The 593-nt window shown below is 52.3% G+C and carries 1 rRNA gene; it reads right to left on the bottom strand.

Annotated features, from left to right (window positions below):
* Positions 1–593, bottom strand: a 16S ribosomal RNA gene (locus J3477_RS25955); the annotation flags it as partial.

The raw sequence follows: 593 nt of genomic DNA, 5'->3' as shown, positions 1-593 counted from the left end.
GGGTATCTAATCCTGTTTGCTCCCCACGCTTTCGAGCCTCAGTGTCAGTTACAGTCCAGAAAGTCGCCTTCGCCACTTGGGTTCTTCCTAATCTCTACGCATTTCACCGCTACACTAGGAATTCCACTTTCCTCTCCTGCACTCTAGATATCCAGTTTGGAATGCAGCACCCAAGTTAAGCTCAGGTATTTCACATCCCACTTAAATATCCACCTACGCTCCCTTTACGCCCAGTAAATCCGGACAACGCTCGCCACCTACGTATTACCGCGGCTGCTGGCACGTAGTTAGCCGTGGCTTCCTCCTTGGGTACCGTCATTATCGTCCCCAAAGACAGAGCTTTACAACCCGAAGGCCTTCATCACTCACGCGGCGTTGCTGCATCAGGGTTTCCCCCATTGTGCAATCTTCCCCACTGCTGCCTCCCGTAGGAGTCTGGACCGTATCTCAGTTCCAATGTGGCCGATCACCCTCTCAGGTCGGCTACGCATCGTCGCCTTGGTGAGCCATTACCTCACCAACTAGCTACTGCGCCGCGGGTCCATCTTATAGCGGATTGCTCCTTTGATTTTCATTTCATGCGAAACGAAAAT

The organism is Clostridium zeae, from assembly GCF_017312485.1.
In the GTDB taxonomy this organism is placed as follows: Bacteria; Bacillota; Clostridia; order Clostridiales; family Clostridiaceae; genus Clostridium_AR; species Clostridium_AR zeae.
This window is presented reverse-complemented; position numbering and strand designations above follow the sequence as displayed.